Source organism: Pseudoalteromonas phenolica, assembly GCF_005886345.1.
Taxonomy (GTDB): domain Bacteria; phylum Pseudomonadota; class Gammaproteobacteria; order Enterobacterales; family Alteromonadaceae; genus Pseudoalteromonas; species Pseudoalteromonas phenolica_A.
The window spans coordinates 39067-66039 of the sequence record NZ_PNEC01000064.1; the positions used below are offsets into that span (position 1 = coordinate 39067).

At 40.3% G+C, this 26973-nt stretch carries 24 protein-coding genes and 1 tRNA gene; 20 read left to right on the plus strand and 5 right to left on the minus strand.

Translation table 11 applies throughout. The features are described from left to right. Positions 1-7 precede the first annotated feature (7 nt). The gene (locus tag CWB72_RS19075; protein WP_138634728.1) at positions 8-2242 is read right to left on the minus strand and encodes a CapA family protein; all 2235 of its coding nucleotides are present in this window, start codon (positions 2240-2242) and stop codon (positions 8-10) included. A 224-nt stretch (positions 2243-2466) separates the two neighbouring features. On the opposite strand from CWB72_RS19075, the gene tyrR reads away from it, so the two are divergent. Continuing rightward, complete coding sequence (gene tyrR / locus CWB72_RS19080) at positions 2467-4023, plus strand: transcriptional regulator TyrR (protein ID WP_138566448.1); 1557 nt, start codon at positions 2467-2469, stop codon at positions 4021-4023. Here the strand turns inward: tyrR and CWB72_RS19085 are convergent. After that, on the minus strand, positions 4020-4523 hold the full coding sequence (locus CWB72_RS19085; RefSeq protein ID WP_349304029.1) for a hypothetical protein: 504 nt from the start codon (positions 4521-4523) through the stop codon (positions 4020-4022). The two genes, tyrR and CWB72_RS19085, sit on opposite strands and share 4 nt — an antisense overlap. A gap of 123 nt (positions 4524-4646) precedes the next feature. Here CWB72_RS19085 and CWB72_RS19090 point away from each other — a divergent pair, with 123 nt between their 5' ends. Further along, entirely contained in the window at positions 4647-5186 is a 540-nt protein-coding gene (locus CWB72_RS19090) for an acyl-CoA thioesterase (RefSeq protein WP_138566534.1), read from the plus strand. A gap of 40 nt (positions 5187-5226) precedes the next feature. On the opposite strand, the gene CWB72_RS19095 is transcribed toward CWB72_RS19090, so the two are convergent. Beyond that, on the minus strand, positions 5227-5895 hold the full coding sequence (locus CWB72_RS19095) for an OmpW/AlkL family protein (protein WP_138634731.1): 669 nt from the start codon (positions 5893-5895) through the stop codon (positions 5227-5229). Positions 5896-6160: 265 nt separating this feature from the next. Here CWB72_RS19095 and dapE point away from each other — a divergent pair, with 265 nt between their 5' ends. The 3 genes from dapE to CWB72_RS19110 all read left to right on the plus strand — a co-directional run bounded on the left by dapE (position 6161) and on the right by CWB72_RS19110 (position 8686). Beyond that, positions 6161-7324 carry a succinyl-diaminopimelate desuccinylase gene (dapE, locus tag CWB72_RS19100; protein WP_138634734.1) on the plus strand — a complete coding sequence of 388 codons (1164 nt, stop codon included), beginning with the start codon at positions 6161-6163 and terminating at the stop codon, positions 7322-7324. Positions 7325-7455: 131 nt separating this feature from the next. Continuing rightward, positions 7456-8304, plus strand: coding sequence for a MipA/OmpV family protein (locus CWB72_RS19105; RefSeq protein WP_249349013.1), 849 nt, complete (start codon positions 7456-7458; stop codon positions 8302-8304). Continuing rightward, complete coding sequence (locus tag CWB72_RS19110; protein WP_130253957.1) at positions 8294-8686, plus strand: DUF3019 domain-containing protein; 393 nt, start codon at positions 8294-8296, stop codon at positions 8684-8686. Before CWB72_RS19105 ends, CWB72_RS19110 begins: the two co-directional genes overlap by 11 nt. Before the next feature lie 29 nt (positions 8687-8715). Here CWB72_RS19110 and CWB72_RS19115 read toward each other — a convergent pair whose 3' ends face one another. Together CWB72_RS19115 and CWB72_RS19120 are read right to left on the minus strand one after the other, a co-directional pair. Further along, positions 8716-9222: a hypothetical protein gene (locus CWB72_RS19115; RefSeq protein WP_138634737.1), complete on the minus strand. Its 507-nt coding sequence runs from the start codon at positions 9220-9222 to the stop codon at positions 8716-8718. Positions 9223-9253: 31 nt separating this feature from the next. Beyond that, positions 9254-9733 carry a hypothetical protein gene (locus CWB72_RS19120; RefSeq protein ID WP_138634740.1) on the minus strand — a complete coding sequence of 160 codons (480 nt, stop codon included), beginning with the start codon at positions 9731-9733 and terminating at the stop codon, positions 9254-9256. Positions 9734-9989: 256 nt separating this feature from the next. Between CWB72_RS19120 and CWB72_RS19125 the strand changes: the two genes are divergently transcribed. The 15 genes from CWB72_RS19125 (at position 9990) to CWB72_RS19195 (ending at position 26970) form a co-directional block, all read left to right on the plus strand. Further along, positions 9990-10066, plus strand: a tRNA-Met gene (locus CWB72_RS19125). Between the two features lie 241 nt (positions 10067-10307). Next, positions 10308-10763, plus strand: coding sequence for a ribosome maturation factor RimP (gene rimP / locus CWB72_RS19130; protein WP_130253954.1), 456 nt, complete (start codon positions 10308-10310; stop codon positions 10761-10763). A gap of 38 nt (positions 10764-10801) precedes the next feature. Then, positions 10802-12304: a transcription termination factor NusA gene (nusA, locus tag CWB72_RS19135; RefSeq protein WP_138566443.1), complete on the plus strand. Its 1503-nt coding sequence runs from the start codon at positions 10802-10804 to the stop codon at positions 12302-12304. Between the two features lie 27 nt (positions 12305-12331). Next, positions 12332-14983 (plus strand): translation initiation factor IF-2, encoded by a 2652-nt coding sequence (gene infB, locus CWB72_RS19140; RefSeq protein WP_130253952.1) that lies wholly within the window; start codon positions 12332-12334, stop codon positions 14981-14983. 115 nt (positions 14984-15098) lie between these two features. Next, positions 15099-15491: a 30S ribosome-binding factor RbfA gene (gene rbfA / locus CWB72_RS19145; protein WP_058029279.1), complete on the plus strand. Its 393-nt coding sequence runs from the start codon at positions 15099-15101 to the stop codon at positions 15489-15491. A gap of 5 nt (positions 15492-15496) precedes the next feature. Next, a complete protein-coding gene (truB, locus tag CWB72_RS19150) occupies positions 15497-16435 on the plus strand; it encodes a tRNA pseudouridine(55) synthase TruB (protein ID WP_138634743.1) in 939 nt (312 codons plus the stop codon). Positions 16436-16539: 104 nt separating this feature from the next. Further along, positions 16540-16809 carry a 30S ribosomal protein S15 gene (gene rpsO / locus CWB72_RS19155; RefSeq protein ID WP_010385052.1) on the plus strand — a complete coding sequence of 90 codons (270 nt, stop codon included), beginning with the start codon at positions 16540-16542 and terminating at the stop codon, positions 16807-16809. A gap of 223 nt (positions 16810-17032) precedes the next feature. After that, positions 17033-19159, plus strand: coding sequence for a polyribonucleotide nucleotidyltransferase (pnp, locus tag CWB72_RS19160; RefSeq protein ID WP_138566441.1), 2127 nt, complete (start codon positions 17033-17035; stop codon positions 19157-19159). Between the two features lie 132 nt (positions 19160-19291). Then, a complete protein-coding gene (gene nlpI / locus CWB72_RS19165) occupies positions 19292-20173 on the plus strand; it encodes a lipoprotein NlpI (protein WP_130253949.1) in 882 nt (293 codons plus the stop codon). A 22-nt stretch (positions 20174-20195) separates the two neighbouring features. Further along, positions 20196-21287 (plus strand): hypothetical protein, encoded by a 1092-nt coding sequence (locus CWB72_RS19170; RefSeq protein WP_138634746.1) that lies wholly within the window; start codon positions 20196-20198, stop codon positions 21285-21287. A gap of 230 nt (positions 21288-21517) precedes the next feature. Beyond that, positions 21518-24310 carry a monovalent cation/H+ antiporter subunit A gene (locus CWB72_RS19175; RefSeq protein WP_130253947.1) on the plus strand — a complete coding sequence of 931 codons (2793 nt, stop codon included), beginning with the start codon at positions 21518-21520 and terminating at the stop codon, positions 24308-24310. After that, the gene (locus tag CWB72_RS19180) at positions 24310-24657 is read left to right on the plus strand and encodes a Na+/H+ antiporter subunit C (RefSeq protein ID WP_058029285.1); all 348 of its coding nucleotides are present in this window, start codon (positions 24310-24312) and stop codon (positions 24655-24657) included. The genes CWB72_RS19175 and CWB72_RS19180 overlap by 1 nt, the downstream gene beginning before the upstream one ends. After that, complete coding sequence (locus CWB72_RS19185; protein ID WP_130253946.1) at positions 24654-26171, plus strand: monovalent cation/H+ antiporter subunit D; 1518 nt, start codon at positions 24654-24656, stop codon at positions 26169-26171. Before CWB72_RS19180 ends, CWB72_RS19185 begins: the two co-directional genes overlap by 4 nt. Beyond that, on the plus strand, positions 26171-26707 hold the full coding sequence (locus CWB72_RS19190; RefSeq protein WP_138634749.1) for a Na+/H+ antiporter subunit E: 537 nt from the start codon (positions 26171-26173) through the stop codon (positions 26705-26707). Before CWB72_RS19185 ends, CWB72_RS19190 begins: the two co-directional genes overlap by 1 nt. Next, a complete protein-coding gene (locus CWB72_RS19195) occupies positions 26701-26970 on the plus strand; it encodes a K+/H+ antiporter subunit F (RefSeq protein WP_130253944.1) in 270 nt (89 codons plus the stop codon). The genes CWB72_RS19190 and CWB72_RS19195 overlap by 7 nt, the downstream gene beginning before the upstream one ends. The last annotated feature ends 3 nt before the right edge of the window (positions 26971-26973 follow it).

A 26973-nucleotide genomic window follows, 5' to 3' on the forward strand; every position in this document is an offset into this window, starting at 1 on the left:
AAGCCAATTAGAATTGACTGAAAGTTAAATTTAATCGAACAGCCTTGTCAGTTGAAACTCTTAAAAACGTCTTTCCATGTAGCTGAGCAGTTCGCCAAGTTCGATTATTCAATTTTACTGGGTCATGCCAAGAAATAAGTGCAATATCATCTAATTGTAGCTCAGCATTACCATTTTTTGGTGGCGAGTGAATAAATGCAAAGCGCATGCCTCGTGGAGGCAATTTTTCGGGGCCCAGAACGTTATTATCGCTTGGTAATTCAAAGTCTATGTTAAAAGGTTTCCAGTCATAATCGCCGTCTTGAAAAATGTTTAAGCGTTGTTCAGAAAATACGAGCGAGTCTTCTGAAGTAAGAATCTTTAAATCAAGCGCTAGTTGACCAGCATTTATTCCTTTAGCATAACCATACAGAGTGTGCTTATGAAACACCTTGCTCACATTATCAGCAGGTGTGAGTGGAAAAGCTCTTATAGTTTGTTTAAACGGCACTCTTAAAGGAAGGTTGTCATACTGATCTCGCGAAATACAAAGCCCTTGGTTACCTCTATATGCTCCGGTTAAGCAGGGTTGCACATCTTCATCTTTGTGGTCCCAGTGGTTTAGTTCAAATTGAGCGGTATCGTTATCCCAGTCTTCAAAATCACCAAAAGCTAAGATATCTCTTCCAAAAGTTATTTGTTTGACTTCTTCACTGCTCGTTATTTCAGTTAAAAAGCTCTGACTTGGTGCCAGATTTCTTAAATCTATTATATGCTCGCCTGCGGGGAGTTCGATGGAATGTTGCTGTTTATTGCTGGCTTCTAACTGTTCATCGAAAATGATTTCTGCATAGCCTTGCTTTGGAATAACGGTTACATTCGAAGAAAATTCAGCTACGCGTTTAATTAAGTGGTTACTTAAATCACCTGAAATTAAACGAGGCTTGTACTCATCAATGTAAATTGGGTAAGCCCTAGCCGAGGTAACTTTAGGAACTTGTGTTTTATCTACACGCACTTCGACTGCTAACCCCAAAACTGTTTCAAGGCGGTTTTGGTCAAACACAAAATTACCCAGACCAAGTAAAGTCGGAACGCCGTTGTACACAGCAAAACCTTGGGCAACATGAGGGTGATGGGCAACCATTAAATCTGGTTTTTCATCAAGCTTTGAAATAAAAGCAAAGCGATTATCTATGTAATCTGTTTGTGCATACGAGTACTCATCCCCACCATGTAGTTGCACTACCGTGAAATCACTATTGGCTACGCTAGCATTTATAGCCGCTTTTAGCTTATTAGAATCGGAAAGGTCTGCCGCACCGCCTTTTATATCATCAGCGATGTAAGTAATTGCATGGTCTCCACCTCGAATTGAAGTCGCAGAAACAAGCCCTAAGGTGGTGCCTTTCACATTTTCATAAACAGGTGCAAACGCTGATGCCGCGTTAAAACCTGCACCACTGTGTAAGAATCCTGCCTCGTCTACAAACCTTATAGTGTCAGTTAAGCCTGATAGTTGGTAATCATAAACGTGGTTATTTCCTAATGCGACATAGTCCACACCAATACTAGTTAATCCCTCAAGTGTTTCAGGCAAAGAAAAAAATGAAAACTCTTTAGTGGGATGAACACTAATAGGTTGATTTAACACTGGCGACTCTAAATTTACGGATGCAAAGTCAGAGTGTATAAATAGAGGGGCAACCGCCTTTGTTATTTCTATTGATGCTGTAGCTGCATTTGCTAGGTTTATCATTGCATCTGGTAAATTAGGTACTGAGTTCCCCATCGTGGTGATGCTGGGGTCCATAAAGCGACGACCAAACATTGTATCGCCAGCAAAGATCACGCTTACTTCATTGTTAAGTTTAGGAGTAAGTTCTATGACCTCGTTACTTTTGTTTGAGGAAATGTTTAAGGTGAGGGATGTAAAATAATAATCAGGATGTTCAATTTCAATTGGATAATTACCAAGGGTAAAGGTATTTAATGCGATAACCCCGTTCGGATCTGACTGATAAACTTGATCTGCAACTTTGACAGTAATATTTGCCAACGGCTCGCTTAAGTTATTTTTTATTTCTAGTTTGTAAGGGATAAGTTGTTTTTTAGCAGATGCTCGTTCTTCACTTTCTTTCTTTTGCCCTTCAGACGGTCCCGTTTGATATGGGTCTTCCACCGAGCAGGCAGATAAGAAATAAACCGATATACATACGGTTAGGATATTAGTTAGTTTGAATAGAACACTTGTGTTTGGCATTTAAACACTCACTTTTATCAGTCCTTAGTATTATAAATTATTTATTCGATTTGATGCAATTATTAATTGCCACCCCAAATATTAAACATATATTTAACTTGTTATGTATGGATAGGATATAAAACTATAGATAAATGTCCAATAATGTTTACATTTTTGTAGTATGAAGACTATTCTTAGAGTATCATTTTGCTGTTTTATGTTTAGCCCTGCTTGAGGAACAAATGCGTCTTGAAATCCTGTGTGCTGATCGTATTGGAATAGCACAAGAAGTATTAAATATATTAGTTAATTATCAGGTTGACTTAAAAGGTATCGAAGTTGATTCGGTTAATTGTAAGATGTATGTGAGTTTTCCTCCCATCGAGTTTGAGCAGTTTCAGAAAATCATGCCTGAAATTCGTTTAATAGATGGTGTAGAAGATGTTCGCACAACTGCGTTTTTACCATCTGAGCGTGAACATAATGAGTTAAATACTTTATTAAGTGCCTTACCAGATGGCGTGATATCAATTGATGCTAAAGGGTGGGTGCGTCACTGTAATGACGCGGCCTCTAAAGATTTAAGTTTAAGTCTTGATGATGTGCTTGGTGAAAACATAAATAATTTGCTCAAAGGCTTTAATTTCACTCGTTGGTTAGAGGGCAAAGAGGTTTTAGGGCAAACCACTCGTGTAGAAGTTGGCGGTGAAGACTATATTGCCGATATATTACCTATAACAGTACCTCAGAAGCCGGGTGGTGACATTCTTGCCGGTGCGGTAATTAATATAAAATCACAAAGCCGCCTTGGTCAGCAAGTGAGCGCCTTTAGGCGTTATGGACAAGAAAGCTTTGCGACTATTCATAGTAATAGTACAGCTATGCGCCGTGTCGTTCGTGAAGCGCGTAAAATGTCTCAATTAGATGCACCAATTCTTATTACAGGTGAAACGGGCACAGGTAAAGAGTTGTTAGCTAGGGCCTGCCACTATGCATCGAACCGTTCGATGAAGCCATTTATAGCTTTGTCATGCGCCTCTTTACCGGATGATGTTGCAGAATCGGAGCTTTTTGGTTATGCCGGTTTTGACGAAAGCGCCGCCCCTAAACGCGGTGTATTAGAACAAGCGGACGGTGGCACTGTTTTCTTGGATGAAGTTGGTGAGATGTCAACACAACTACAAACTAAATTACTGCGCTTTTTACAAGATGGTACATTTAGAAAAGTAGGTGATGAAAACGAAGTTAAAGTAAATGTACGTATAGTTGCTGCAACTCAAAAAGACTTGCCTGCTATGGTGCAAGAGGGGACCTTCAGAGAAGACCTATATTATCGCATCAATGTACTTACGCTTGATATTGCGCCACTGAGAGATAGAAAAGCCGATATTGGCCCGCTAACAGAGCACTTTATTCAAAAGTATGCGCAACAAAATGGGCAAGCAGCACCAATATTAGCTGCTGACTGTTTGTCATTTTTAGAGCAGTATCCTTGGCCTGGTAATGTAAGGCAATTAGAAAATGCGGTATATCGTGCAGTGTCTTTACTTGATGATAATGAACTGCGGGTTGAGCATATGCAATTGCCCACATTTACTCATGAATTAGGCTATTTAGAGTCGGATTTTGAAGGCACATTAGAGCATGCAGTTAAACGTTTTGAAGCCACTCTGCTGAGAAAGCTTTATCCAGCATACCCAAGTTCAAGACAACTAGCGAAAAGGTTAGGGTTAAGCCATACCGCTGTTGCTAATAAGCTCAGAGAATATGGCATCAATAGAAAAACAGTTAAAGTCTAACCATTTAAAAGGGAGCTATTTTTTAGCTCCCATGTCTTTTGTGACACCGTCAATTTTAATGTTTTCGATACCATCTTCGTTAAACTTAATTTGAATACTGATATTGTTTTTTCTAAGAAATAATCTGTGTTGTTTAAGGAAAGTACATTATTTCCTCGCACAGGCACTTTAAACTTTTTCTTCTTTAAAGTTATTTTTTGATCAGCTAGTTGCCATTCAAAGCTTTCTATAAATTCTGCATTAAACTCTTGAGCCCAAACCTTTGACTCATCTTTACTAAGCGTTAAAGCAATTGAATATGACTCAGGTAGACTAGACATATCATAATGTTTGTTTCCAATTCTGAATTGCTTTTGTGTTTTATCCCAAGCAAAGCCAAATGCAAAGTCCTTACTCAGCCCTGTTGGGTATGTAATAGTTCCTTTGCCATCAAAATCAAAATTGGCCATTGCTGAAGCACTAAATAATACAGATAAGCAGAGTAATTTGATGATTTTCATAACTATCCTTTTTTAGTTATTAATAAATTAAGCCTAGTGGAGGTACTAATGCTTGGCAACAATTTATTGAGAGTCAGTAAGCTTATGGTAGACTTTAATTTTTACATGCTGGTTGGACCACAAATGAATTTATACTTTAGGCTTTTGCTACTGCTTTTCAAAATAAAAAGGAATAAACAATACAAAGGTTTACTAGATATTTGTGATATCGATTTCAAAGTTATGCCAAGCGACTGCGATATCAACATGCATTTAACAAACTCGAGATATTTGGCATTTATGGATCTAGCTAGAACTTGGATGACAGAAAAAATAGGCTTATTTAGTGTCGTTATGAAACGTCGCTGGTTTCCAATTGTGAATGCAACAGCTATTACATACATTAGAGATATAAAGCCATTTGAGTCGTTTAAAGTCAGCACCCAACTCGTCGGGTGGGATCATAAATACTTTTATATAGAGCAAAGATTTACTACCGAGAGAGGCTTGCATGCCATCGCTTATGTAAGGGGCGTTTTTAGAAGTAAACAAGGTATTGTGAGTGTCGAAGATATGCTAAAAGCAGCTAACTTCGAAGGTCAAGCACCAGTGCTTTCAGAAGAAATAATTCATTGGAAGGCCATGTTAGAAGCAAAGAAAAATAGTAATAAAAAAGGCCACTAAAACGTGGCCTTAGGGATCGAGAAAGTAACTGTATTCTGTATTAAAACTTGTACTTAACACCTACCATAGCAACAACAGGGTCAAGTTCTACATCAGATGTTAATACCTTAGTTTTGTCTGCATAAACTGATGCGTCAGTATTAATATCCATTTTTGATACCATAGTGTGAATGCCCCACTTTTCGTTTAAGTGATAGTTAAATCCAGCTTGTAGTGCGATACCAAAAGAGCTATCAAGTTCTACTTTAACGTCGTCAGTATTTAAAACAGCTTTAAGTGTAGAGCTCGCTTCTTCATCGAAGAAAACCGTGTAGTTAAGACCTGCGCCAATAAATGGACGGAACTTAGCGTTCGGCTCTAAAAAGTGGTACTGAGCAACTAATGTAGGTGGTAAATGTTTAACACTTGCTAAATGAACGTCAGTAATGTCACCTACACCAGTCAAGTTACCAGCACCAACTACGTGATGAGAAAAAGGCGTAGCTGCAATTAGTTCAAATACAATGTTGTCTGTATATTGATAATCGAATGTAATACCAAGCTGAGTATTTGAATCAGCAACTAAACCCGCACCTTTGTCTTGATCAAGTGCTGAAGCTGTATCGCTTGGGTTTACATTAATAAGACCAACGTTAACGCTTAATTTAGCTTGTGCTAAAGGAGCGGCTACTAAAAGGGTAGTAAGTAGAGCTGCGCCAAGTTTTTTCATTTTCATCTCCTGATGCCTTTGCAAGGTATATATATTTTTTCTTGAAGCCACTATAGGCTAGCCATGAAAACGAAAACTGTTCTAGATCAATTTTTAATTCAGGTTATTTCAGAAATTTTTGAAACTTTGATTTAGATTAAATTTTTGCCCAAAATGAATTTTGAATTAGGTGATTATATCTTTGTATTGACAGTAAAGTGACACACAAATGCAACATATTAACGCTTAAATAATTGACAACTTCTGACTAGTTAGTTTGAAAATTATGTATAGCACAGCAATTAAAAAGCCAGTCTGTAACAATACGATTAACTTCCTGCAAACATTGATAAAAGCCAAATCGATCACGCCTAATGATGCCGGTACACTTGCTTGGTTGACAAAGCAGCTTGTGAAGCTGGGGTTTGAATTTGAAATGGTTAATCATCATGGAGTGAGTAACCTAATTGCAAAGCGGACTTTCTCTGAAGGGCCATGTATGGCTTTTATTGGTCATGTTGATGTAGTTCCCGCAACTTCTTTAGGTTGGCATGTTGCGCCTTTTTCTGGAGATATAGTCGATGGTTTCATCTATGGCCGCGGTGCCGCAGATATGAAAGGGGGAATTGCGGCGATGTTATCAGCAACTAAAGAATTAATAGAGGATCAGCGCTGTAAGATTGGCTCACTCTACTGGCTAATTACCTCCGACGAAGAAGGTGAGGCTGAATTTGGCTGTAAAGTAATTGCCGAGTATTTAGAAAAGAAAAATATCGTCTTAGATGCGTGTCTAGTTGGTGAACCTACGGCTGATATATTAGCTGGAGACGCTATTAAGAATGGACGTCGAGGCGCACTTTCAGGTCGAATTCAGGTCAAAGGTAAAGCAGGTCACGTTGCATATCCTGAAAACAGTATTAATGCGGCACACTTAGCAGGTAAAGTGATTAATTGTCTGACCAACATTATTTGGAATAAAGATGAAGCAGGTTCCAAAACGGGGCTTCAGGTAACAGGGGTTCAAGTTAACAACAGCGTCGATAACATCATTCCTGATAACTGCGAAGTCACTTTTAATGTAAGGTATAGCCACGGGTATAATAGCCAACAAATTATAAACGCAGTTGAACAAGCACTTGAGCCTGTTCAACAAAACTTAAGCTGTTATTGGGAGCGACCTTGTGAGCCCTATTATACAGGTCATAAAGATAACCATTGTTTTTTAACTTTGGTTGAAAAGTCTATTTATGAGACGACAGGTCAATATCCTAAATTAACCACAGCGGGTGGTACATCAGATGGTCGCTTTTTTTCAAACGCACATACCCAAGTTATAGAATGTGGCGTAGCCAACTCTACTATTCACCAAGTTAATGAACGAGTGGAAATTGCAGATTTGTTGAAAGTAGAAGAAATCTATCGAGCAATATTAAAAAACTACTTTATATAATTATATTAGTTGTATTTGTTTACAACTCTGATGATTTACTACTTTCCCCATTTTGGGAAAGGTAGTATGCTTTTATGACTTCAAATTCATATTGTTGGATGCCTTAAGCTTAGGCTATCATGCAAGTAAGAATGACAATAAAACCTATAAACACAAAAACAATGAAAAAAATAACCATACTATTGCTATGTTGTTTTTGCTTCTTTTCTTCATATAGTCAAGCAGATGAACATCTAGAAGATGATGAATTACTATGGCAATTTAGCTTAGGAACATTTTGGGTTGACTCAACGATGGCTCAGCTGGTGGGGGCGGAATCACATTTTAGTGCACCCGGTCTGCTGATAGATGCGAAGATAGAATACAAAAATTTTTATTTAAATACTCATTCAGGTGACTTTTATGGTGGATCTGATTTAGGTTACCAATTGATCATTGAAAATGATTGGGGGGTTGATGTCATTATGGGCAGTTATCAACAACCTTTCAATGAGAATGGCTATTATGATAGAGACGAAGAAGTACATGAACTTAAAGGAATCAAAGAAAGAGAAGCAGATTTGTCTCTTGGCTTTGCCTATTACTTAAGTCACGGAAAATTTCAAACTGTTGCCGAACTTGTGTTTGACGCTTTTGGTGAAAGTGATGGTTGGCTTTTTCACTTAGATACCACGAGAAACTTTGAATTAAGAAACTGGGATGTTTGGTTAAACATAGGTGCAAATTACTATTCTTCTGCTTTTATAGATTATTATTATGGTATTGATGCTGATGAAGCCACAGCTTTCAGACCTGAATATGTTGTAGGCAACACCTCTTCTTTTTATGTGCAATTGCAAGCTGATTATCCAATAGCACAAAGTTGGGTATTTAGTGCCGGCGCATCCGGCTTTGCGTATTCATCACATATAGTTGAGAGCCCAATTGTTCACTCTCGTGATGCCCGTGTTGTTTTTATGGGAGTGAAATATGTATTTTAGAGCGATCTCACTCTGCTCGTTGCTTATGACTTCAGTAAGTTATGCGCAAACGAAAGATGAAGGACCAACTGAGATCCTAAATGCAATGCCGAGTAAATGCGTAGCTCTAAATGAAGGCCGGACCTGTTATACAGACGTTAAGTTTGCTATTACCGCCCCTGATATAGGCGATTATTGTTTACGAGAAAGCAATTCCAAGAAAATACTTCAATGCTGGGCAAACACCAAAGCCTTTGTGTACACATTAAATTTCGGTTCTACACAAAGTATCAGTTATGAGTTAATTTCAAAACAAAAAAGAGATACGTTGGCGGTGACAACCATAGAAGTGAATTGGGTCCACAAGATTAAATCGAAAAAGCGACGCTGGAGAATATTTTAAGGGAGACAAAATGTCTCCCTTAAAATTAGTTATTTACACTGTTCAATGAGTTCACGAAGGTGTTGGCCAACATCCTGAGTTTTATTTTGACCTTGTTCGAGTAAGTGGGTAAGTTGCGTTTGTAACTCTGATAGTTCGTATTGGCTGAGTAAAGTTTTTAAATAATCAACCGTTTCAGCACCGTGCTGAAGTAATTTACCAATTGTTTCTAAACTCAACTCTTGCTCAGTAAGTGAGTTGATAGTTTCTACTAACCCCGCTAGATCAGCACTATCCTGAAGAGCCCCTTCAACCTCAATTAAAGCACCCATAGGGTCTGAATCTAGGTTTTTGGCAACGCAAGCTGCAACAGAGCCATTTTCAGCTGAGGTTGCTACAGCTTGAAGTCCTTGCTCTCTGATAGCGTCAATCGCAGCCTTTAATTCTTGATTCTCAGATAAATATTGTTGTTCAATTTGCGCTTTTGAACTTTCAAATACGTCACATCCAAATAACGAGACTGTCAGTAGGGCTGCTAAAGTAAGTGTCTTTTTCATTCATGTTCCTAATAAACCTATTTTCTATAGTTTACGGATCTCGGCGTAATTTTCCATTGAAAGACTTAGACTCTTGAAACCTATTTCTGTATTGCTGCATAGAAATAACGTTGCTATAACCATGTACTCTTGCTAAAACCATATTAGTAAAGACGTGAAGAATATTTTGCCATGCCTTTCTTACAGCGAGAGTAAACTTGGATTTCAGCGTTGTACTTAATGCCATTAAAAATACATCTCGAAAAATAAAAACTTGATGCTTGTCTGGAAACAGCTCATTAAGGTAGAGAGAGTTGTGCTCTATAAAAAGCCAAATACTCTGCTGAGATGTGAGATGTTCATTAAGTGACAATATATGCATTCTATGATTAAAGTGGACAGAGCAAGGTGTGAAGGTTGTCAACTTTTCATTTATTAATAAATTGAAGTAAGTATAAAAATGCTCAAAGTTATTACAAATATCTCTACTTGAGCTGGTTAACAACTGAAATTGATAGGGTGATAGACTCATAGTGAGTGCCTCATAAATAAGTAGGCACATCCATTTGCATTCGTAAAACCGGCACCTTATTAAGGTGATTTGAGCAGTAATTTGCTGTTTCATTATGAGTATAGATGGCTTTTAGGGTTTTGAATTAATATTTATTGAAAAGTGGTTCTACAGAGTGAGAATACTTACTAAAGTATTTATTTGCTTTATGGTTGCTTATTTATGGAACACTCCCTATAATACAGCCTGTTTTTGCAGTAGTAGTGCTGCACGTTGGCGCGGGATGGAGCAGCCTGGTAGCTCGTCGGGCTCATAACCCGAAGGTCGTCGGTTCAAATCCGGCTCCCGCAACCAATTTTAGAAAATAATTTTTATGTTTTCTTACTCTGGTAGCGCGCATTCATTGTAATGCGCGTTTTGCGTTTATAGCGTTCTTATTTAGCGCTGGCGTGACCAAGCTTGGCCCTAGGCCACACAGTTTTGTATTTAGTGTGACGCCCCGCTTGGTCCGGGGCGTTGTTGTATCTAAAGCTTGCTAAAGATACATGATTACTCTGGGCATTTTGCCCTTTTTTTGTTTGTATGGAGGATATTTGTGTCAAAAATCGAGCTAGAATTAACAGCTATGCTAGAGCCTGCTGTTGAAGCATTGGGATTCGAATTATTGGGTCTAGAGTTTGTGCAAGCCGGTAGACACTCAACTCTACGTGTTTACATCGATCATGAGAATGGCATCACGGTTGATAACTGTGCTGATGTGAGTCGCCAAGTGAGCGCGATTTTAGATGTTGAAGATCCGATTACAAATGAATACGACCTTGAAGTATCTTCACCGGGTGTTGATAGACCTCTTTTCAAAGCAGCTCATTACGAGCAAGCGCAGGGTGAAGAATTAAGAGTTCGTACTAAGCTTCCTCAAGATGGAAGAAGAAATTTTAAAGGTGATTTAGTTGCTGTTTCAGGTGACATGATCACACTCCAAATCGATGGGCAGGATCATATGATCATGCTTAGCAATATTGAACGTGCCAATATCATCGCAAAATTTTAATAATTAGAGCGAAGGACAAGGGCAAGCGAGGCATTATTATGGCAAAAGAAATACTTTTAGTAGCAGAAGCCGTTTCAAATGAAAAAGCGGTTCCTAGAGAAAAAATCTTTGAAGCGTTAGAATTTGCTTTAGCAACGGCAACAAAGAAAAAGCATGAAGGCGAAATTGAAGTACGTGTTTCAATTGACCGCAAAACGGGTGAATACGATACTTTCCGTCGTTGGATGGTTGTTAACCCGCAAGAAGATGGCTCATTAGAAAACCCATTTTCTGAAATCACTTTAGAAGCAGCGCGTTTTGATGACGACAGCATTGAACTGGGTGATTTTGTTGAAGAGCAAATTGAGTCAATTAAATTTGACCGTATTACTACGCAAATGGCGAAGCAAGTAATCGTACAAAAAGTACGTGAAGCAGAGCGTGCACTGGTAGTTGAAGCCTACAAAGATCAGCAGGGTGAATTAGTTACCGGTGTAGTTAAAAAAGCAACGCGTGATGCGATCGTGATTGATCTTGGTAACAATGCAGAAGCTGTGATTTACCGTGAAGATATGTTACCACGCGAAAGCTTCCGCCCGGGTGACCGTGTTCGTGGCTTATTATACGAAGTTAAACCTGAAGCACGTGGCGCGCAGTTATTTGTAACGCGTTCCAAGCCTGAAATGCTGATGGAACTATTCCGTATCGAAGTGCCTGAAATTGGCGAAGAAATGATTGAACTTCGTGGCGCAGCTCGTGATCCTGGTTCACGTGCTAAAATTGCAGTTAAGTCAAACGATAAACGTATTGACCCTGTGGGTGCATGTGTTGGTATGCGCGGTGCACGTGTACAAGCTGTTTCAACAGAGCTCGGTGGCGAGCGTGTTGATATCGTGCTTTACGATGACAATCCTGCTCAGTTTGTTATCAATGCTATGGCACCAGCAGAAGTTGCATCAATTGTAATGGATGAAGATTCGCGTTCAATGGATATCGCTGTAGAAGCTGACAACCTTGCGCAAGCAATTGGTCGTAACGGTCAAAACATTCGCCTAGCTAGTCAGTTAACTGGCTGGGAACTAAATGTGATGACAGTCGAAGATATGGAAGCGAAGAACGCGGCTGAATCTGATAAACTGATAAACTTATTCACTGAAAACCTAGATATCGATGACGACTTTGCCTCTTTACTTATCAACGAAGGTTTCTCTTCACTTGAAGAAGTTGCTTACGTGCCTGCGGCTGAGTTCTTAGAAATCGATGGTCTTGATGAAGATACAGTTGAAGAGCTACGCAATCGTGCAAAAGATGCACTAACAACAAGTGCTCTGAAAACTGAAGAAAGTCTTGAGGGCGCAGAGCCTGCGGAAGATTTACTTGCTCTAGAAGGGTTGGAGCGTCACCTTGCATTTGTAATGGCAAGTAAAGGCGTTGTAACACTTGAAGATTTAGCAGAGCAAGGTATTGACGAATTAGTAGAGATTACTGAACTTTCAGAAGAAAAAGCGGGTGAGCTTATCATGGCTGCACGTAATATCTGTTGGTTTGGTGAAGACGCATAAAATTTATTAACGGAGGTAACACACACTATGGCAGAAGTAAGTATTGAAAAACTGGCCGAAACTATTGATACATCTGTTGATAAACTGTTGCAGCAATTAAGTGATGCTGGGATCAGCAAAAGCAATGGTGATATGGTCACTGAAGCTGAAAAAGCACAATTACTTGATCATTTGAGCAAGCAGCACGGTGGTAAAGGTGCTGAAGGCCCAGAGCGTATGACATTACAGCGTAAAAGCAAAAGCACTTTAAGCGTGAAAGGTTCGACAGGTAAAGAGAAATCTGTACAAGTTGAAGTTCGTAAAAAGCGCACATATGTCAAGAAGAGCGCCGTTGAACAGCAAAAAGAGCAAGAGCGTTTAGCGCAAGAGGAAGCTGCTCGTAAAGAAGCTGAGTTGAAAGCTCAGCAAGAAGCTGAACAAAAGGCGAAAGAAGAAGCAGAGCGTAAAGCAAAAGAGGAAGCTGAGCGCAAAGCTAAAGAAGAGGCAAAGCGTAAAGCTGATGCTGAGCGTAAAGCCAAAGAACAGCAGAGCAAGCAAGTGGATACAGTACAGCAAGAGAAAGATCGTCTAGAGGCTGAAAGATTGCAGAAAGAAGCAGAAGAAGCAGCTTTGAAAAAAGCTGAAGAAGAAGCAAAACGTCAAGCTGAAGAAGCTCGTCGTCTAGCGGAAGAAAACGAAGCGCGCTGGAAAAAGGAAGAAGAAGAGCGCAAGAAGCGTGAAGAAACAGCAGATCACCACATGACTACATCAACATATGCTCGAGAAGCAGAAGATGAGTCAGATGCGCGTGAAGAAAAGAGTGCACGTCGCAAGAAGAAGAAGAAAGGTCCAGCAAAAGCTGAAGCACCAGCAAGAGGTCGTAAAGGTAAGCTGAAGGCACCTACTTCTTTACAACATGGTTTCCAAAAGCCAGTTGCAGACGTAAAACAAGAAGTTCGCATCAGTGAAACAATTACAGTTGCAGAGCTTGCATCTCGCATGGCGGTTAAAGGCGTTGAAGTCGTTAAAACCATGATGAAGATGGGTGAAATGGTTACTATTAACCAAGTACTTGACCAAGAAACAGCACAAGTTGTTGCTGAAGAAATGGGTCACCAGGTTATTCTTGTTAAAGAGAACGAGCTAGAAGAAAAAGTATTAAATGACCGTTGTGAAGGTTCAGCTGAGCTGAAATCTCGTGCACCAGTTGTAACTGTTATGGGTCACGTTGACCACGGTAAAACGTCAACACTTGATTATATTCGTTCTAAGAACGTGGTATCAGGTGAAGCGGGTGGTATTACTCAGCACATCGGTGCTTACCACGTTGAAACTGAAAACGGCATGGTTACTTTCTTAGATACTCCAGGTCACGCAGCGTTTACTTCAATGCGTGCTCGTGGTGCGAAAGCAACTGATATCGTAATCCTAGTTGTTGCTGCAGATGATGGTGTAATGCCTCAAACAATCGAAGCGGTACAGCACGCGAAAGCGGCTGAAGTACCACTTATTGTTGCTGTAAACAAAATTGATAAAGAAACAGCTGATCCAGATCGTGTTAAGAATGAACTTTCTCAGCACGATGTAATTCCTGAAGATTGGGGCGGTGACGTGCAGTTCGTTCACATCTCAGCGAAAACAGGTCAAGGTGTTGATGAGCTACTTGAAGCGGTTCTAATGCAGGCTGAAATTCTTGAACTAACAGCTGTTCATGATGGTATGGCGTCAGGTGTTGTCATTGAATCTCGCCTAGATAAAGGTCGTGGTCCTGTTGCTTCTGTACTGGTTCAGTCAGGTACGCTTAAGCAAGGTGATATCGTACTTTGTGGTCTTGAATACGGCCGAGTTCGTGCAATGAAAGACGAAGATGGTAAAGACATCAAGCAAGCAGGTCCTTCAATTCCAGTAGAGATCTTAGGTCTTTCTGGTGTGCCAGCTGCAGGTGATGAAGCAACTGTAGTTAAAGACGAACGTAAAGCGCGTGAAGTAGCACTTTATCGTCAAGGTAAGTTCCGTGATGTTAAACTTGCCCGTCAGCAGAAAGCGAAGCTTGAGAATATGTTCTCTAACATGACTGAAGGCGATGTGTCTGAAGTTAATGTGGTACTGAAAGCGGACGTTCAAGGTTCAGTTGAAGCGATTTCTGATGCACTAGTGAAACTATCAACAGATGAAGTTAAAGTGAAGATTGTTGGTACTGGTGTTGGTGGTATCACTGAAACTGATGCAACACTTGCTGCAGCATCTAACGCGATTGTTGTAGGCTTCAACGTACGTGCTGATGCTTCTGCTCGTAAAGTGATTGAAGCTGAAAGCCTAGACTTACGTTATTACAGTGTAATCTACCACTTAATCGACGAAGTTAAACAAGCAATGTCTGGTATGCTTGCACCTGAATTCAAGCAAGAAATCATTGGTCTTGCTGAAGTTCGTGATGTGTTTAAGTCACCGAAGATTGGCGCAATTGCCGGTTGTATGGTTACTGAAGGTGTGGTTAAACGTAACAATCCAATCCGCGTACTTCGTGATAACGTTGTTATCTATGAAGGTGAGCTTGAATCACTACGTCGCTTCAAAGATGACGTAAATGAAGTTCGTAACGGTATGGAATGTGGTATCGGTGTTAAGAATTACAACGATGTACGTGTAGGCGACCAAATCGAAGTATTCGAGGTTGTAGAGATCCAGCGTAGCCTTTAATCAACTGCTATACTGAATTATAAAAATGGGGGCATTTATATGCCCCCATTCGTCTATTAGAGATATGAATAAAACCATTAGTAAAATCAATGGTTTAAATTACAAGTAGGTGATAATGAGAGAATTTTCTCGTACTGACAGAGTTGCACAGCAAATTCAAAAAGAAATCGCTGTGATCTTACAAAGAGAAATTAAAGATCCGCGTTTAGGTTTTGTGACGGTTTCTGCCGTTGAAGTTTCAAGAGACCTTTCATACGCGAAAATCTTCGTGACTGTGTTAAATACCAGTGATGAAGATAAAACTAAACAGAGCGTACAAATACTGAATGATGCAACGGGTTATATTCGTTCTATTTTAGGTAAACGTATTCGCGCTCGCATTATGCCTGAGTTGAGATTTGTGGTTGATACATCTCTTCTTGAAGGTATGCGTATTTCTAACTTAGTTGACTCTGTGATCCGTGAAGACAATGCAAAGCGCGGCCCAGAGGAAGAAAGTGAAGAGTAATTAGCATGGCGAGACGATCTAAAGGTCGCCCGGTTGATGGCATTTTACTTCTTCATAAGCCAGAAGGCATTTCTTCAAATAAAGCATTACAGCGCGCTAAAGGAATTTACTTTGCGCAAAAAGCAGGTCACACAGGGGCACTAGACCCACTTGCAACAGGTATGCTACCAATTTGTTTTGGTGAAGCGACTAAGTTCAGCCAGTTTTTACTTGATACTGATAAAACGTACGTTGTTAGAGCTAAGCTCGGCGAGCGTACCACCACCTCAGACTCTGACGGTGAAGTAGTCGAAACACGTCCAGTTGCAGTGACGCAAGAAATGCTTGAAGAGCAAGTAGCTAGCTTTTTAGGTGAATCAGATCAGTACCCTTCGATGTACTCAGCGCTGAAATACGAAGGCAAGCCTTTGTATTTTTATGCAAGACAAGGTATCGAAGTGCCACGAAAATGTCGCAAGATCAATGTGTTCAGTTTAACCCTTGACGAATATGACGCGGAAAATGAAGAAATTCAAATGACAGTGCATGTGTCGAAAGGCACTTATATTCGCACGATTGTTGACGACTTAGGTGAAAAGCTTGGCTGTGGTGCACATGTGATTATGCTTCATCGTTCGAAAGTGGGGCATTATCCAAGTGATAAAATGCTGACACTAGAGCAACTTGAAGAAAAGCTTAATCAGGCGAAGGCAGAAGATTTACCTGCATGTACGTATCTTGACGAATTGCTGTTACCCATGGATACCGCACTCGTTGATTTACCTTGTATTGAAATTGATGAAGCGCAAGGCATTGCATTTGGCCACGGTCAAACGGTAAGTTGTGGTGAGTTGCCAGACGGTCCAATTAAAGTTGTTGCCAATGGACAATTTGCCGGTGTGGGTGAGCGTAATGATCAAGGCTTACTCAAAGCAAAACGTGCACTTTCAAGTCAACAAGATTAAAGACTAGAGTTTAGGTGTGAATGCTGATAAACTACGCGCCGCTTCCCGCTTTGGCTGAATTAGTGATCGGCTAAAGCACAATTTAAATTTATTTTGGAGTTATTATGTCACTAAGCAACCAAGAAAAAGCAGAAATCGTAGCAAAATTCGCACGTGCAGAAGGCGACACTGGTTCACCAGAAGTACAAGTTGCACTTCTAACTGCTGACATCAACAAGCTACAAGGCCACTTCGCTAACCATAAGCATGATTTCCACTCACGTCGTGGTCTTCTACGTAAAGTTAGCCAACGTCGTAACCTTCTAGACTACCTAAAAGGTAAGAGTGTTGAGCGTTATTCTGCACTAATCAAAGAGCTTGGCCTACGTCGCTAATCTTTTTGTTTATGTTGGCTTTTTAGCCAATGATAAAAAAGGGGCCTAATCGCCCCTTTTTTTGTGGGTATTCTACAAGTATAATTACTCGCACTTGGCAATTATGTCGAGTGAACGCTGACGCGTTAGCCAATTGTAGTACTTAAGCGGATTTATTTAGTCTGCTTAAGACTGTAATTGGTGATTGTTGGCGTTTTATTTTGTTTTAAATAAGGAAAATATTGTGCAAGCAATTATTAAAGAATTTCAACTAGGTCAACATACCGTGACCCTAGAAACAGGTGCAATTGCACGTCAAGCTGATGGTGCGGTTCTAGCTAGCATCGGTGACACTTCAGTATTAGTATCTGTTGTTGGTAAGCGTGAAGCAGCACCAGGTCAAGACTTCTTCCCACTAACAGTGAACTACCAAGAGCGTATGTATGCTGCTGGTCGTATTCCTGGTGGCTTCTTAAAGCGTGAAGGTCGTCCAAACGACGGTGAAACATTGATCGCACGTCTAATTGACCGTCCAATTCGTCCACTTTTCCCAGACGGTTTCGTAAACGAAGTACAAGTTATTGCAACAGTTGTATCTGTAAACCCTGACATCCAGCCAGATATGGTTGCGATGATTGGTACGTCAGCAGCACTTGCTATTTCTGGTATTCCATTTAACGGTCCACTAGGTGCAGTTCGTGTAGGTTACACTGATGGTCAATACGTACTTAACCCAACACTGACTGAGCTTGAATCAAGCAAGCTAGACCTAGTTGTTGCAGGTACTGAAAACGCAGTATTAATGGTTGAATCAGAAGCTGAAGTTCTGACTGAAGAAGAGATGCTAGGTGCAGTTGTTTATGGTCATGAACAAGCACAGGCTATCATCAAAGCTGTAGAAGAATTCAAAGCAGAAGCGGGTAAACCAGCTTGGGATTGGACAGCACCGGAAAAGAACGTAACACTTGCTGATAAAATCGCTGCAATCGCAGAAGAGAAAGTAGGCGCTGCTTACCTGATCACTGATAAAGTGGCTCGTAAAGAAGCGATTTCTGCTGCTAAAGCAGAAGTTGTTGAAAAACTAACTGCTGAGCTTGCTGAAGATGAGTCTTTAGACGAGCAAGAAGTTGGTAAGCTGTTTGGTTCTCTTGAGAAGAAGACAGTTCGTGGTCGTATCATCGCAGGTGAAAAACGTATCGATGGTCGCGAACCAGACATGGTTCGTGCACTAGACGTAATGACGGGTGTACTTCCTCGTACACACGGTTCTGCTATCTTCACACGTGGTGAAACTCAGGCGTTAGTAACTGCAACTTTAGGTACTGAGCGTGATTCACAGCTAATTGACGACCTAACAGGTACTCAAAAGCACCATTTCATGTTGCACTACAACTTCCCTCCATTCTGTGTAGGTGAAACTGGTTTTGTAGGTTCGCCTAAGCGTCGTGAAATTGGTCACGGTAACCTAGCTAAGCGTGGTGTTGCAGCGGTTCTTCCTACACTTGAAGAGTTCCCATACTCAATTCGTGTAGTATCAGAAATCACTGAATCAAATGGTTCATCTTCAATGGCTTCTGTATGTGGTACGTCACTTGCGCTTATGAACGCGGGTGTACCAGTTAAAGCATCTGTTGCGGGTATCGCAATGGGTTTAGTTAAAGAAGGCGACGACTTTGTTGTTCTTTCTGATATCTTAGGTGATGAAGATCACTTAGGTGACATGGACTTTAAAGTAGCTGGTACTAACGCTGGTGTTACTGCACTTCAAATGGATATCAAGATTGAAGGTATCACAAAAGAAATCATGCAGATCGCACTTAAGCAAGCAAAAGCGGCACGTTTACACATCCTAGGTGTGATGGACCAAGCTATTGCGGCACCTTCAGAAGAGCTGTCTGAATTTGCACCGCGTATCTACACAATGAACATTCCACCGAAGAAGATTGCAGACGTTATCGGTAAAGGTGGTGCAACAATTCGTCAGCTTACTGAAGAAACTGGCACAACGATCGAAATCGAAGATGACGGTACAGTTAAGATTGCTGCAACAGATGGTCAAAGTGCGAAAGACGCAATTGCACGTGTAGAAGCGTTAACGGCTGAGCTTGAAGTTGGCACGCTTTACACAGGTAAAGTTGTTCGTATCGTTGACTTTGGTGCATTCGTAAATGTACTACCTGGTAAAGATGGTCTAGTACACATTTCTCAGATCAGTGAAGAGCGTGTAAATAACGTGTCTGATCACCTAACTGTAGGTCAAGAAGTTAAAGTTAAAGTACTTGAAGTTGACCGTCAGGGCCGTGTTCGTCTGAGCATCAAAGAAGCGGTAGAGAAAAAAGCAGACGCTGAGCAAGAAAAGCCAGCTGAATAATTTGTTTTCTCTCATGTAACAATGAAAAGGGGCTGTTAGGCCCCTTTTTTTATGTTTTAATGGCACTTAATGCAATTTAGGTTGTCAGCATAGTGTAATGAAAATTTTTCGCTGATCTCAAAAAGGAAACTAATGAAGTTTAAATCATTTCTAGTCGCATCACTGGTTGCGATCACTTTGTCAGGTTGTCAAACGACATCAGAGCAACAAGATGCGAAGTCAGTTGCGAATGTTCCTTTGGGTGTGCCACTCGCACCAAATTATAGAAATGAAATTGAAATTGCGCGCTACACAGAGGTGTTGCAATCGTCAGAAATGAGTACTGAGCAACAAGCCGAATTATTTCTCAGAAGAGGGCGTTTATACGATAGTGTGGGTCTATCAACATTAGCCCGTATCGATTTTAATCGAGCAGTAAAATTAAAACCCGACCTGGCTTCAGTTTATAATTTCTTAGGCATCCATCATACTTTAGCACAAGATTTTGGTAAGGCTTATGAAATGTTTGATGCAGTGCTTGAACTCGATGAGGAACATCAGTACGCGTATTTAAATCGGGGGATTGCATTATACTACGGTGGCCGACCTGAGTTATCAAGTCAAGACTTTGAAGCGTTCTTGTCTCGCTCTCCTTCAGATGCATACAGAGTACTGTGGTTGTACTTGGCTCAAGCAAATGTAGACCCAGCAAGTGCTTATCAACAATTACAGGCTAACAGTCAAGCTTTAAATCCTGACAAGTGGTCAACTCAACTTGTACAGCTCTATTTAGGGCAAGTATCAGAAACACAATTCTTAGCGCAAATTTCAGAAGGTGTTGGTGGCCAGCAACAATATTTAGAACGTTTATGTGAAGCTTACTTTTATTTAGCTAAGTTGTATCAAGCACGTGGTAAACAAGCTGTGGCAGTTGATTTTTTTAAGCTTGCACTTGCTACGAATGTTTATGAGTTTGTAGAGCATAAATACGCCCGTTTAGAATTAGAGCTATTTGCTGGTGTTAAGGCAGGCTAATTACTTTTTTCTAAGTATTTTGATGTTAATGATCGGCAGCAGTGCCGATCATCCCAAATTGAAGAACTTAATCACTCAGTCTGAGTTTTTAGCACAATATCCTCAAAGCTATTACTTAATTAAAATTGAGCTATCAAAACTTCCTATTAGTACGCTAAAACAACTAAAAGTACTCGAAAACCCTCAAATTAATTTTTATTTATTACGACATCTAATTGATGTGGGTGCTTTTGAGCAAGCTTTACCTTACTGGTCGACGATTCCAAAAAAATTACCCACTCAACAGCTTGAAAGCTTAATTGAAGTATTATTAAAGTTAGGTAAATGGCATGAATTAACATTGTTGTCCAAGCACATTGAGCCCTTCGATCGTCTAGATAGTTTGTTGCAGTTGCAAGCTGGTAAAATAATAGAAAATATAGACAAACAGCAAATTAAACATTTACCTGTGAGGTTATTACCGAAAGCGCTTAACTTTCATCAGTCGTGTAAAAATACAGTTTTGTTACTTGCTGATCACTTAGAAGCCAGCATACATTTGCAAAAGCTACGTGCTCAATATAATAAACAGCCGGAGCCAAGCCCAAATAGCTTTTGCATGAGTGAAGTATTCTATGTTGGTTCGGCGCTAGATTGTACAGAGGGCTTTAATGGCTTTGCACTGTGTAATTTAAATCAATCATTGCCACATGCTGATTATCAGATAATTATGACCAAACGTGGCCTGGCAAATGTGCACAATAAACAAATGACTCTGAGCTTACAAAGCGATATTGATGTACTTATTCATGAGCTTATGCATTTTAGCGGTTTTGAAGATGAATACGCTGTGTATGGTAGAAAGGCAAAGTGGCTATGTAATTCTTCAGGCCTTAAAGCACCGAATTTATATATTGGCACAGTGCAGTCGGCACCAGTTGATTGGTCACCGGCGAAAACATGTGAAAAAGGTCGGCTAAAAGCATTTAAACCCTCAAGTCAATGGAGCAAAATGCAGTACCAAGAGCTGCCCTTAACAGAGCAATATCGGCAGCTTTGGCGTAAAAAAATAGTCCAAGATTGGCAATTTAAACAAAAGATGCAGGCAAATAAGGGTGAAGTAATTATTAACTAAGCGGCTCACTTATATCCAATTTTATAATTTAATCTGAATTGTTTGTTAATTTCGTCTAGTATTTAACCAGCTGGGGGCTAAAACTATAGACAACTCAAACACTAATAAAGTATAAATTGTAGCAGTTTTGCATGGAGAAAATGCGCAGTTAGATGCATAGTTTTCCATGACCATCAGTGTTTAGTTACACTGTTTGTCTCTGTGACAGCACAATAAAAAAGGTTAATTATATGACTTTGCTTTGGATACCTCTGTTATCCTTTTTTGGCAGTATTATTTCATCATTAACAGGTAAGTTAACGCGCAACCAAACCACCGCTTTAACACTTGTGATGCCTGCGATTGCATTAATACTGGTCATTAACTCTGCTGCAGATGTTTTTGCGGGTGAAGTACTTCGTGAAAGCGTCAATTGGGTCCCTGCACTTGGCCTCGAGTTATCATTCCGACTTGACGGGCTCTCACTGTTATTTGTCTTAATGATTCTAGGTATTGGCATGCTAGTTATTTTTTATGCCCGTTATTACCTAAGTGAAAAAGATTCCATGCCAAAATTATTCGCTTACCTGATGCTTTTTATGACGGCGATGCTAGGTATTGTAACAGCGAATAATGTACTCCAACTTTGGTTATTCTGGGAGCTGACCAGCATTAGTTCATTCTTATTAATTAGCTATTGGTGGAGTAAATCTGAGGCACGTAAAGGCGCGCGTATGGCGCTTACTATCACAGGTGCTGGTGGTTTAGCTTTGCTTGCTGGCTTGTTGATGCTAGGTCATATTGTTGGTAGTTATGACATTGATGTTATTTTAGCAAGTCGAGAGCTTATTCAAGCCCATAACTTATACGAAGTCACATTAGTGCTAGTATTACTTGGTGCATTTACAAAGTCAGCGCAGTTTCCATTTCATTTCTGGTTACCCCATGCTATGGCTGCGCCTACACCTGTAAGTGCTTACTTACACAGTGCAACCATGGTTAAAGCTGGTATTTTCCTACTCGCACGTTTTTATCCTGCACTTGCGGGTACTGAACTTTGGTTCATCTTAGTTGGCTTGACGGGTTTGGCAACACTCATTTTTGCCGCTTATGTGGCGTTATTTAAGCATGATCTAAAAGGGTTGCTTGCATATTCAACCATCAGCCATTTAGGTTTAATTACGCTGTTATTTGGCTTAGATACCGAGCTGGCAACCGTTGCTGCAATTTTCCATATCATTAACCATGCAACATTCAAAGCGTCATTGTTTATGGCTGCGGGTATTATCGACCATGAAACGGGCACACGTGATATGCGTAAGCTCAATGGTATGTGGCGATTTATGCCCTATACAGCAACTTTAGCAATGGTCGCAGCTGCCTCTATGGCTGGTGTTCCATTATTAAATGGGTTCCTTTCAAAAGAAATGTTTTTTGCTGAGACTTTGCATCAACAATTATTGGGTTCAATGTCTTGGTTAGTGCCTGTACTTGCAACCATTGCTGCGGCATTCTCTGTAGCATATTCAGCAAGATTTATTCATGATGTTTTCTTTAATGGTGACCCAATCGATCTAGAAAAAACACCTCATGAACCGCCACGTTATATGCGTATTCCAATAGAAATTTTAGTCGCTCTCTGTTTAATTGTGGGGATGTTCCCTAACTTTGTGGTTCATGACATTATTTATACTGCAGCTGATGCAGTGTTAGCTGGTCAAGTTCCTGAATACAAGATTTCACTTTGGCACGGTTTTAATTTACCGTTATTGATGAGTGCTATTGCGGTTGCAGGTGGTGTGCTTATTTACACTCAGCGTAAATACTTATTCCAATTTCAAGCGTCATTGCCACCTATGACGGGTAAAAAGATGTTTGATGGCTCTGTTTCTAGACTGGTAAGGTGGAGTCAAAATAAAATTTCGGCCATTGAAAACGGATCTTTACAACGTTATTTAATGCTGATGTTTGTCATTGTTTTACTTGCTGCAGGTTGGCCTTTATTCGAAATGGCGCAATTAGCCGGTAATAACCCTCTGACACCGGTTGATGTGCACAATGGCATCGGAGCAGGTTTATTAATGATAGCAGCCATTGCAACAGTAATTTGGCACCGACAGCGCATGATTTCGCTTTTAATGCTATCTGTAGTTGGTTTGATGGTCTCTATCGCCTTCACGCGCTTCTCTGCGCCAGATTTAGCTTTAACTCAATTAACGGTTGAAGTTGTAACGATTATTTTGCTTATGCTAGCGCTGTTCTTCTTACCACAGAAGTCACCAAAAGCATCAAGTTCGGTTCGTGTATTACGTGATTTAGGTATCGCTTCAGCCATCGGCATTGTCGTTGGTAGTATCTGTTATGCATTAATCACTCGTCCATTCTCAAGTATTTCAGATTTCTTTATTGCCAATGCTAAAACCGGCGGCGGTGGTACAAACGTTGTTAATGTCATCCTTGTGGATTTCCGAGGCTTCGATACTTTAGGTGAAATTACTGTATTAGGTATTGCAGCATTAGGTATTTATAAACTTCTGGTGAACTTACCTTTATTTATGCCAGGTTCTGATAGTGAAGGACGTCCATGGGCAAAAGAGCGTTACCCGTTGTTACTTGCAAGTATCTCGCAGAGCTTACTACCCCTTGCGCTGTTAGTGTCTTTCTATATCTTCCTTCGTGGGCATAATTTACCAGGTGGTGGCTTTATAGCTGGACTAGTGACAGCAATAGCGTTCATTTTGCAATATATTGCACATGGCTCGAATTGGATCGCAGAACGCCTAACTATAAACTATCGAAAGATCATTGCGTCAGGCATTGCAATTGCTCTTGCCACAGGCGTGGGTAGTTGGTTCTTCGGTCGTCCATTCTTAAAAACCTGGTTTGATTACTTCGACCTGCCTGTTATAGGGCAAATCGAATTAGCCAGTGCGTTAGTATTTGATTTAGGTGTTTACATCACAGTTGTTGGTGCAACTCTAATGATATTGGCGAGTTTAGGTAAGTTGACTGCCAATGCACCAAAAGAAGAGGTAAATATTTAATGGAAATCTTATATGCATCTTGCGTAGGTTTATTGGTTGCGTGCGGCGTATTTTTAATTTTGCGCTCACGAACTTTCCCCGTGGTATTAGGCCTCACTATGTTGTCGTACGCAGTGAATTTATTTTTATTTGCGTCTGGCCGTTTAACGCTAAACAAAGCGGCTGTTCTTGGCTACAGCTCAGATTACGCAGACCCTTTACCGCAAGCTTTAGTGTTAACGGCAATTGTAATTGGCTTTGCAATGACTGCATTTGTGGTGATTTTAGCGATTAGAGGGCGTGCCGATTTAGGTAACGACCATGTTAATGGTCAAGTTCCGACAAATAATAACAAGGGCAAAGCATGATCCAACATTTAACTTCTCTGCCTGTATTACTTCCAATGCTAGCAGGGGTTGTTCTATTGATGCCACCTTGCGGTAAGAATAAGCAAATTCGTCGCTTTTCTTCTGTGGCTTTAAGTTTTATCACTTTACTGGCATCTGTATTACTATTGCTACAAGTCGATGAAATGGGTAATACAACCTATGCAATTGGTGACTGGCAAGCACCTTTCGGCATCGTTTTATTTGCTGATCCGCTCTCAACATTGCTTGTCTCTTTGACTTCGTTACTTGGTTTAGTATGCGCTTTGTATGCGTGTGCAGGTGATGATGAAAAGGGCAGTTTCTTCCATCCTTTACTTCACTTTTTAGTACTTGGTGTAAATGGCGCTTTTTTAACTGGGGATGCGTTTAACCTATTCGTATTCTTTGAAGTGTTGTTAATTGCCTCTTATTCGTTACTAATGCACGGTGGTGACAAACATAATACGCGAGCGGCTTTGCAGTATGTGATTATGAATTTAGTTGGCTCAGCTGTTTTCTTAATTGCTTTGGGAATTTTGTACGGTGTACTTGGCACATTAAATATGGCTGATATGGCTAACAAAGTGACTCACTTGGAAGGCGATGATGTTTTCTTAGCTAAAATAGGTGGTTTACTATTATTAGTTGTTTTTGCGTTAAAAGGAGCACTTCTTCCGCTGCATTTATGGTTACCAAATACTTATGCGACTGCAATGCCAGTGGTTGCGGCTTTATTCGCAATTATGACTAAAGTTGGCGTTTACTCCATGATGCGTGTGTATACGTTAATTTTCGGTGATGAAGCCGGAGAGCTAAGTCATATGGCTCAAGATTGGTTATGGTGGTTAGCGTTAGCAACCATTTGTATGGGAGCTATCGGAGTATTAGCTAGTCATGACTTGCGCAAGCTAGTTGCAAATTTAGTGATTGTATCTGTTGGTACTTTGGTCGCTTTGGTTGCAGTGCAAACTGAAGATGCCAGTGCTGCGGCAATTTTTTATTTAGTTCATTCTACGCTAGTCACAGCCGCTTTATTTTTACTGGCAGACCTTATCGGCCGTCAACGAGGAAAAGTAGCCGATAGAGTGACGATTGGTCGTCCTGTAACACAGCCTATTTTGCTTGGTGGTGCATTTGCCATCGCAGCGATAACGGTAATAGGTATGCCGCCATTATCAGGTTTTATTGGTAAGGTTTGGTTATTGCGTGCAACATTTGAAAGTGATTATGGTGCATTCTTTTGGGGGCTTTATTTATTAGCGAGTCTGGCTTTGCTAGTTGGTATTTCGAAAGCGGGCAGCACAGTGTTTTGGCATCATCAAAATAAAACTCAAGATAATGCAGAGCCTGTAAAAGCTCACAAATTTCAAATAGCAGCTGTATTCATTGTGCTAATGGGCGCGCCATTATTGGTAGTGTTTGCAGGTGATATGTCAAACTATGCGATTGAGGCTGCAAAACAATTGCATGATTTTTCAGCAAATACTTCAGTGGTATTAGGGGAGGCTAAATAATGCGTACAGAAGCACGGTTTAAATGGCTACCCACTCCATTCAGAAGTTTATTATTATTCAGCGTATGGTTGTTATTAAATAATAGTGTGTCAGCAGGGCATCTGATTTTAGGTGCAATTTTGGCCGTTGTTATCCCTTTAGCAACCAATCCATTTAGAACAAAACAGCCGTTAATATTGCATCCTTGGAAAGCGCTGAAACACTTTTTTTTAGTTTTATATGACATCATTACCGCAAATATTCAGGTAGCACTATTAATTCTAGGACCAAGCAAAAAATTACAACCAGGCTTTGTAAAAGTCCCATTAGATTTAGATCAAGCAATGCCAATCACTATATTGGCGAGCACAGTTTCTCTAACGCCTGGTACAGTGAGTGCAGAAGTATACCCTTGGAAAGAGTCATTAGCAGAAGATGAAGAACCAGAACAGCGCTACTTGCTCATTCATGTACTTAATTTAAAAGATGAGCAAGAGTTGATAAATACCATTAAACAACGTTACGAAGCGCCCCTTAAGGAGATCTTTGAATGCTAGAAAATGTCATATTAATTGTCTTCGCGATGATCGGGGTGTCTTTGTTACTAAACCTATGGCGATTAGTCAAAGGGCCATCGATACCAGATCGTATTTTGGCTCTAGATACCATGTTTATTAACAGTATTGCTTTGATTATTTTATATGGTTTAAACATGGGTACGGAGCTTTACTTTGAGGCTGCATTGTTAATTGCAATGCTTGGATTTGTGAGTACAGTTGCGGTATGTAAGTATTTACTTCGTGGCGACATAATAGAGTAGGTG